The organism is Massilia sp. TWR1-2-2 (assembly GCF_049897565.1).
Lineage (GTDB): Bacteria > Pseudomonadota > Gammaproteobacteria > Burkholderiales > Burkholderiaceae_D > JAFCUW01.
The window spans coordinates 1-728 of the sequence record NZ_JAFCWM010000106.1 but is presented as its reverse complement, the minus strand read 5'-3'; the positions used below and the strand labels follow the sequence as shown (position 1 = coordinate 728).

Annotated in this window: 1 protein-coding gene; it reads left to right on the top strand. The window is 66.3% G+C overall.

Annotation, left to right across the window (positions count from 1 at the left end; genetic code table 11):
* The coding region (tnpC, locus tag ACP7DD_RS26580; RefSeq protein ID WP_426178408.1) for an IS66 family transposase at positions 1–728 on the top strand (728 nt) is incomplete at both ends.

Genomic DNA, 728 nt, shown 5'->3' with positions numbered 1-728 from the left:
CGTGAGCTGTTTGAAGAAACGGTCAACACCGACCTGTCCGCGATCGAGGCCGAGCTGGTGCCACCTGCTGACATCGCTGACGGCGAAGCCGGCAAGCGCAAACGCAGCCGTGCCGGGCGCCAGCCGCTGCCGGCCGAACTGCCGCGCGTCGAGCACCGCCATGAGCCGGAGTCATGCCAATGCGCGGCATGCGGCCAAGGCCTGGTCATGATCGGTGAAGACATCAGCGAACAGCTCGACGTGGAGCCGGCGCGCTTCTTCGTACATCGCCACATTCGTCCGCAGTACGCTTGCCGCGCCTGCGAGACGGTCATCGCAGCAGCGGTGCCGCCGGCGATCATTGACGGCGGCATGGCAGCACCTGGCTTGCTGGCCTGGGTGGCGGTGAGCAAATACACCGACCACCTGCCGCTGTACCGCATCGAGCAGATCGGTGCGCGCCAGGGCGTGCCCTTGGCGCGCTCCACGCTGGCCGAGTGGATCGGCAAGATCGGCGTCGCGCTGCAACCCTTGAGCGAACGGCTGGCCGAACTGCTCAAAGAACGACCGTGTCTGCATGCCGACGAAACGCCGGTGCGGCAACTGGACCCCGGCGAACGAAAAACCCGCCATGCCTATTTATGGGCCTACCGATCCAATGACCTGGACGAGGGGCCGCGCATCGTCGTGTTCGACTATCAAACCGGCCGTGCCGGCGCGCATGCGCGCGCCTTCCTGTCGGGCTGGCA